The sequence below is a fragment of the Pseudogracilibacillus sp. SO30301A genome (genome assembly GCF_037072025.1).
In the GTDB taxonomy this organism is placed as follows: domain Bacteria; phylum Bacillota; class Bacilli; order Bacillales; family Amphibacillaceae; genus Pseudogracilibacillus.
The window spans coordinates 1-5,630 of the sequence record NZ_JAXHDD010000103.1 but is presented as its reverse complement, the minus strand read 5'-3'; the positions used below and the strand labels follow the sequence as shown (position 1 = coordinate 5,630).

Annotated in this window: 10 protein-coding genes and 1 pseudogene; all 11 read right to left on the bottom strand. The window is 34.5% G+C overall.

Going from position 1 to position 5,630, the window contains the following annotated elements:
* Window positions 1-106: 106 nt before the first annotated feature.
* The 11 genes and pseudogenes from SPD89_RS22410 to SPD89_RS22360 all read right to left on the bottom strand — a co-directional run bounded on the left by SPD89_RS22410 (window position 107) and on the right by SPD89_RS22360 (window position 5,575).
* A complete protein-coding gene (locus SPD89_RS22410) occupies window positions 107-775 on the bottom strand; it encodes an HAD family hydrolase (protein ID WP_336264167.1) in 669 nt (222 codons plus the stop codon).
* A 12-nt stretch (window positions 776-787) separates the two neighbouring features.
* Window positions 788-1,204: an HIT family protein gene (locus SPD89_RS22405; protein WP_336264168.1), complete on the bottom strand. Its 417-nt coding sequence runs from the start codon at window positions 1,202-1,204 to the stop codon at window positions 788-790.
* Window positions 1,205-1,503: 299 nt separating this feature from the next.
* Window positions 1,504-2,349 carry an aminoglycoside nucleotidyltransferase ANT(9) gene (ant(9), locus tag SPD89_RS22400; protein ID WP_336264166.1) on the bottom strand — a complete coding sequence of 282 codons (846 nt, stop codon included), beginning with the start codon at window positions 2,347-2,349 and terminating at the stop codon, window positions 1,504-1,506.
* A gap of 231 nt (window positions 2,350-2,580) precedes the next feature.
* Complete coding sequence (locus tag SPD89_RS22395) at window positions 2,581-3,411, bottom strand: nucleotidyltransferase domain-containing protein (protein ID WP_336264165.1); 831 nt, start codon at window positions 3,409-3,411, stop codon at window positions 2,581-2,583.
* A gap of 82 nt (window positions 3,412-3,493) precedes the next feature.
* Window positions 3,494-3,634: pseudogene (locus SPD89_RS22390) on the bottom strand (DUF6262 family protein); the annotation flags it as partial.
* Window positions 3,635-3,674: 40 nt separating this feature from the next.
* Window positions 3,675-3,995, bottom strand: coding sequence for a type II toxin-antitoxin system RelE/ParE family toxin (locus SPD89_RS22385; RefSeq protein WP_336264163.1), 321 nt, complete (start codon window positions 3,993-3,995; stop codon window positions 3,675-3,677).
* 78 nt (window positions 3,996-4,073) lie between these two features.
* Window positions 4,074-4,241 carry a hypothetical protein gene (locus SPD89_RS22380; protein ID WP_336264162.1) on the bottom strand — a complete coding sequence of 56 codons (168 nt, stop codon included), beginning with the start codon at window positions 4,239-4,241 and terminating at the stop codon, window positions 4,074-4,076.
* Between the two features lie 162 nt (window positions 4,242-4,403).
* Window positions 4,404-4,718, bottom strand: coding sequence for a short-chain dehydrogenase (locus SPD89_RS22375; protein WP_336264161.1), 315 nt, complete (start codon window positions 4,716-4,718; stop codon window positions 4,404-4,406).
* Window positions 4,719-4,738: 20 nt separating this feature from the next.
* Window positions 4,739-4,951, bottom strand: coding sequence for a hypothetical protein (locus SPD89_RS22370; protein ID WP_336264160.1), 213 nt, complete (start codon window positions 4,949-4,951; stop codon window positions 4,739-4,741).
* Between the two features lie 35 nt (window positions 4,952-4,986).
* The gene (locus SPD89_RS22365) at window positions 4,987-5,286 is read right to left on the bottom strand and encodes a HepT-like ribonuclease domain-containing protein (protein WP_336264159.1); all 300 of its coding nucleotides are present in this window, start codon (window positions 5,284-5,286) and stop codon (window positions 4,987-4,989) included.
* Window positions 5,270-5,575 (bottom strand): nucleotidyltransferase family protein, encoded by a 306-nt coding sequence (locus tag SPD89_RS22360; RefSeq protein WP_336264158.1) that lies wholly within the window; start codon window positions 5,573-5,575, stop codon window positions 5,270-5,272. Before SPD89_RS22360 ends, SPD89_RS22365 begins: the two co-directional genes overlap by 17 nt.
* Between the last annotated feature and the right edge of the window lie 55 nt (window positions 5,576-5,630).

The following is a 5,630-nucleotide window of genomic DNA, read 5'->3' as shown; positions in this document are numbered from 1 at the left end:
CTTCTTTATCCTGCTTTTTAATTGCCAGCAGTTTACCCTCTTGAATAATAACAGCCTTTGCTGAATTTCTTATTCCCATTTTTATCCCCTTCTCTGGTCTCACTTCCTAAATTCCTTTTAATTCTCGAATAATTACCGGTATCTCTCCCAAATCATCAATAATATAATCTGCCTCAATATTTTTCCATTGCAAATCTTTTTTCCAGACTCCAAGCATTCCGATATTCATCGCACCCTGCACATCATTTTCAGGATGATCGCCTACATACATACTCTCATTAGGCGAAACATTCACTTCTCTTAGTGCCTTATGAAAAATTTCTGGATGAGGCTTTTTTATCCCTTCCCATTCAGAAACAAGTATTGTATCAAAATACTTTTCAATCCCTAAAGCCCTGATAGAATCCATTTGGAACTTTCCTTTTCCATTTGTGATTATCCCTAAACGAATGGCATTACTTTTTAATTCTTCCAGTACACTAATCAGACTAGAAAAAGGGATACAGCTATTGTGAAATTCTTCTATATAATCATTCAGCAACCTTTGCCAGGATATGTTGTTTATATTAAATTCATCAACTATTTGACTGTACACTTTGTCCTTCCAAACATACCCCCGGCAATCCAGCTCGATAAATCTTGAAATATATTTATCTTTTGGAATAGAGCAAAGCCATTTTTTCCATCGCTCGTATTGATTTTCTATGAACCTTTCTAAAGAAGCATCCCTATTCAGCAGCGTGCCGTCTAAGTCAAAGATAACTGCTTTAATCATTGCACTCATTCCTTATTTATTTAGTTCCTCTGTTAATGCCCTGATTGCTTCCATTACTTCCTTTAGCGTTTCCACATTATTCTGTTCATTTCTCGCATGAAGCAATACAGGTCTAACAGATTCTACTGATCTACCGAACTTGTACATCCATTCATAACGTGGAACCATCCAGGTATGAAAATGGTGTGTCGTGTCCTCATTGTAAAAGTAATAGACATGTTCAATCTCTAAAACCTTCCTTTGGGCCTTTCTAATTTTTGATAAAATGTTTATGTAATCTATCCGCTCTTCTTCAGTTAATTCATCAAAGCATTTAATATGTCGTTTAGATGCTAATATAATTAAACCTTTTATTGGGTATGCAACATCCTGATGTGCATGGAAATATTTGGATTCTATTACAACACCACCGTCCGGCTTGATCCATATACTCCAAAAGCTCTGTGATAATGCTTCATTTTAAGCTTTACATCCCCTTTCATTTTCTTTTTATAAGCGTTTTTATCTATTATAATGCATAAAAAAAGTATTAATAGACTTATATTTCAAAAGATTGTTATGATAATTACCGTATGCAAAAAAACACCTTATTTCAAAATGGAAGGTGTTTTTATTCGTTAAGATTTACTTATTTTCTTTTCTATAAGTTAGCATAAAAGGGCTTATAAAAATGGTTCGCAGCATAAAGATTTGCTCGGAACCATCTTTTAGATTAACTCAATTTTTTATTATCCCTTTTCTACCTTAATAATTTTGCAAGAATATTGACACCCTCGTTTTTTCAGGTCCTTGCTTAGACAGGATTCTATCCTATTTTTCATATGATTAACGAGTGTTGTCACCTCGGAATGCCGTTCTTCCCACTTATCAACATGACCTCCCAAATAAGCTTTTCTGGCCAAATCAACTAAAATCGAATACTCTTTGGGCAACTGCAGTAAAGCCCATTTTGCAGCAACATCTTTTGGTGTAATTTCACCGGTAGACACTGTCTGCCACATGCGAGCCAAGGTTAAAATCACATTACGCTCATCACCTTTGATACCTTCAATCAACACTGGCAAAGAATCCTTAATTGCTCTTCGAATATCTGTCATTGGAACAGGGAGAAGGATATCCGAAGCATCTGGCCCAAATAGAGAAATGCTTTTCTTTCTCACTTGTGCTAAAACAATAGCCAAATCAGGATCGTAAGTTGCTTCCTGGATCTGTCCTTTTTCAAACTCTCCCCTGAGCCACTCCCCATAGATAAATGCATTTCTTGGTGGATATTGCCAAGGCACAACGTCACTTTGATTAATAACAGTGACTTCAATTGGTCTCATAGAGTCTGTGTTTCCAATCTTTCCAGATATAAGCATGAGCCTGTCTGTTAGTTCTTTTCGATTTACTTCAGTTAAGTTATGATTTACAACCACTAGAATATCTACATCACTATTAATGCGTAAGCCGCCATTTACTGCTGAACCAAATAGATATACACCGACTATCGAATCTGGAAGCAACTCTTCTACGATTTTTAATACTTGCATTGCTTGTTTTGGTATTTCTTCATTACTCAAATTGTTCACCATCTTAAACTTCCCTCCTATTGACCACTATCTGTTCTAAAAAAGTAAAACAGACGCTAAACTTTATTTAAGTTAAGCGCCCGTTAGCCATTATAATAGTTTTTTTACCCGTTATTTGTAGCTTTAAAATTTATCAAGACCTAAATTATAAAATCCTTAAAAATAAAGAAGAGCACATATTTGTCATGTATAATATATGTTCTTTTATTCAATTAAAGCGCCGTTTGCGGAAGTCTATAATGCTTCTGTTTCTGAAATTATTTCCTTTAGATTATCTACAACTTGGTTTGCCTTATCCTTATCTGTTGAAAGGAAGGAAACAATTTCATCAATTCGTTTTTTGTAGTTCATAGGCTTTATTGGAAAATCTTGAATCATGGATACAGCCTTCTTTTCATTGATACAGTACATCCCATTTTTTGCAAAAAGAACCTGATTCAAACAGGATATACTTCGAAAACAATGACCCATCATATATGAAATATCATCTTTATTAGCGTTGGCTTCCATAAACATAAGGGAAAAAGATGCTTCAAAAGAAAAATATTCAATCATTGCCTTTTTTAACTTTTCAGGATAGGGTTCCGTTTTCCTTTTTAATCCGGCTAATATGCCTTCAGGATCAGATAAAACATGACAAATAGCTAATTCGCCCATATACATGGCATTCAAATAACCATGAGGGTGTCCTGTTTGGTAATGAATGGATACTAAACCTGACAGACAATCATCAATTACTTTATTGACTCGTTTGATATCACGAAAAATAAGATCTACATGGTAACCGTTCACAACTAACCAGCCACCACCATTTATCCATTCGCCCCATTCGCCTAAAGAAGTTATTAAATGGTCTTTTTTTTCATCATTAAGATGTAATGCTGATTTTTCAATATCATTGGTATTAAATCCTTCTGATTCATCATAGTAAATCCCAATATCTATATCAGAATCCGGACTATGAGTTCTTCTTGCCCTAGATCCACCTAACACGATTCCTATCACACCTGGCAGTCCAGCTAATTCTTTTGTTACGTTTTGAATTATATTATCAACTGTTGCCATTATGTTTCACTCCAATCTTATTCCATTAAATGGCCCGATTGTTGAACAAACAGGGACGGAGAACTCCGTTCTCGTTCATAAACTAAACTTTTTTATATACCTCTGCATAAGCGAATTTCAACTGTTTCCGTAATTCTGTATTATCTTCTTCTAGCTTTTTAATTTTTCTCTTTAGAGAAGCGATAATCGCATCTTTGTTGTTCTCATTCACCTCACGTTTAACTCTTGGTCTGGAATAATGTGCCGATTTAGGCTGATTTAAACTATATAAGATCTTGGTATTTTTGCCCTCCATAAAGAACACGCATGACAACAACTTGCTTTTCTTCTTCCCAAACTAGATAAAATGAAATATAATTCTCAATTATGAGCTTACGATAACCTTTATTTTTTAATATTTCATCTGTTACAAAACTACAAGAATACGGGAATTCTTCTAGCCTCATGATACTTGTCTCAATCTTGGTCAATGGGTCATCATCTGCATCTTCATTGTAAAGCTCATCTGAGATGTAGCTATAGATTTCATTCAAATCTTCAAAAGCTTTAGGTGCAATCTTAATTTTATATTTATTTTCTGGCAAATTTTTTCTTTAGTTCCTTAAAGACTTTCTCTCCATCTAACAGCCCATCCCCATTTTTAATTTGAGCTTCTGCTTGAGCTAATTTTCGGTATAACTCCAACTTGGCTTCTCATAGGTTGCCATGCTCATAATAACCATATCTCCATAACCATTCTTTGTGATGAATATTGGTTCTTTAATTTGGTGGCAGAGTTCAGAGATTTTCGTTGTATTTCTTAAATCTTTTATCGGGCGAATTTCAGGCATAATACCGCCCTCCTTTTGTACATTATTATGCCGCAATTATAACGTCAATATATTTTCTTATCAATCAAATTTCTTTTCCGCTCAACTGTAAATTAATTTGTTAACGTTCTTCTGTTAGCTGGCAATTTAGCGTTAATCTTCATATCTGTATGTTCAAAGCTCTTAAGGCCGTTTTTCCCAAGGTTCAATTTGTCCAACAGTTCGTATTTTATTTCTCTTTTTTATGGATGCAATTACCCCGTCTGAAATTTCTTTATTTGTTAACCACCTTGAACGATTGTCCTTAATAACAAATCCTAATCGAATTTGGTAATATATGCAGCCTTTTGGCATTGTAACTCCTCTTTTTATTTTGTTTAAATCTGTGCTGCTACCTAAAACGTGAAATAACTCCCATATTTTTTCACTGCCTGAAACCTCTTTAGCTATAATCCCAAGTGCATCTGGAGCTGTTGAGTGAATCCATGCTACAACCATATCAATACTGCCATTTCGCTCTATCGTTGCCTGTACTTGCTGTGTAATTCATCATCCTTTGTATAATCTACAAGTATTGGTGTAATGTTGCATTTTAAATTTGTCTTTTCTATTAGATTTTTCATTCGGTTAGCATTCCTTGCGATTACCGACACATGATAGCCTTGATCTAATAACCAAAGTGATACACCTGATAACATACCTGTTCCACCAATAACTAATGCATGCTTCATAACAATTCCTCCCTTGTATGTTACAATTTTTTATATTAATTAAGAAGGTGATCACGTGACTCAATCAAAATTGTTACTAGAGATTGAAAGTATCCATGAATCATCACATCTCTCATTCCAGCCATCTTCCTCCACTCAACATGAGGATTCATTTTTCGGATTTCTTCTGGAACATTTTTGACTGCTTCTCCAATTACCAAAATGTTCTTAATGACCGCATCAGAAATTAAATCATTATCTAAAAAATCGTCATAGGATACCCCTCGAGTGAACTTTTCAACTTTAACTGCCGCACATAAAATATCTTCTAAAAAAACCCTAGGCTCCCTTTGCATATACAGTCTCCCTTAAAATGATGGGTTTTAAAGCGGGTTTAATATCATCTACTATGACTAAATCTACTAGCTTTTGAAAATTGTCCTCAAGGTTGAATTTTAAGTCCATGTAATTATCAAAAGACAAGTCTGTATCGTTAAATTCTACTATCACATCAATATCGCTGGATTCTTTTTGCTCTCCGCGGCTGTAAGAACCAAATATGCCAATGCGCTTCACACCATATTTCTCTTTCCACACATTCAAATTTTCTGATAATTCATTAAGGATTTCTTGTTGAGATAACATATCATCACCGCCATTTCTAAATATTAATTATTTATTTTCATTATAACATTACCCA

What these genes read in the sequence shown, in the direction of transcription:
- SPD89_RS22410 (WP_336264167.1), bottom strand. Translation starts at nt 775, where the DNA reads ATGATTAAAGCAGTTATCTTTGACTTAGACGGCACGCTGCTGAATAGG.
- SPD89_RS22395 (WP_336264165.1), bottom strand. Translation starts at nt 3,411, where the DNA reads ATGGCAACAGTTGATAATATAATTCAAAACGTAACAAAAGAATTAGCT.
- SPD89_RS22380 (WP_336264162.1), bottom strand. Translation starts at nt 4,241, where the DNA reads ATGCCTGAAATTCGCCCGATAAAAGATTTAAGAAATACAACGAAAATC.
- SPD89_RS22375 (WP_336264161.1), bottom strand. Translation starts at nt 4,718, where the DNA reads ATGGTTGTAGCATGGATTCACTCAACAGCTCCAGATGCACTTGGGATT.
- SPD89_RS22370 (WP_336264160.1), bottom strand. Translation starts at nt 4,951, where the DNA reads ATGAAGCATGCATTAGTTATTGGTGGAACAGGTATGTTATCAGGTGTA.
- SPD89_RS22365 (WP_336264159.1), bottom strand. Translation starts at nt 5,286, where the DNA reads ATGCAAAGGGAGCCTAGGGTTTTTTTAGAAGATATTTTATGTGCGGCA.
- SPD89_RS22360 (WP_336264158.1), bottom strand. Translation starts at nt 5,575, where the DNA reads ATGTTATCTCAACAAGAAATCCTTAATGAATTATCAGAAAATTTGAAT.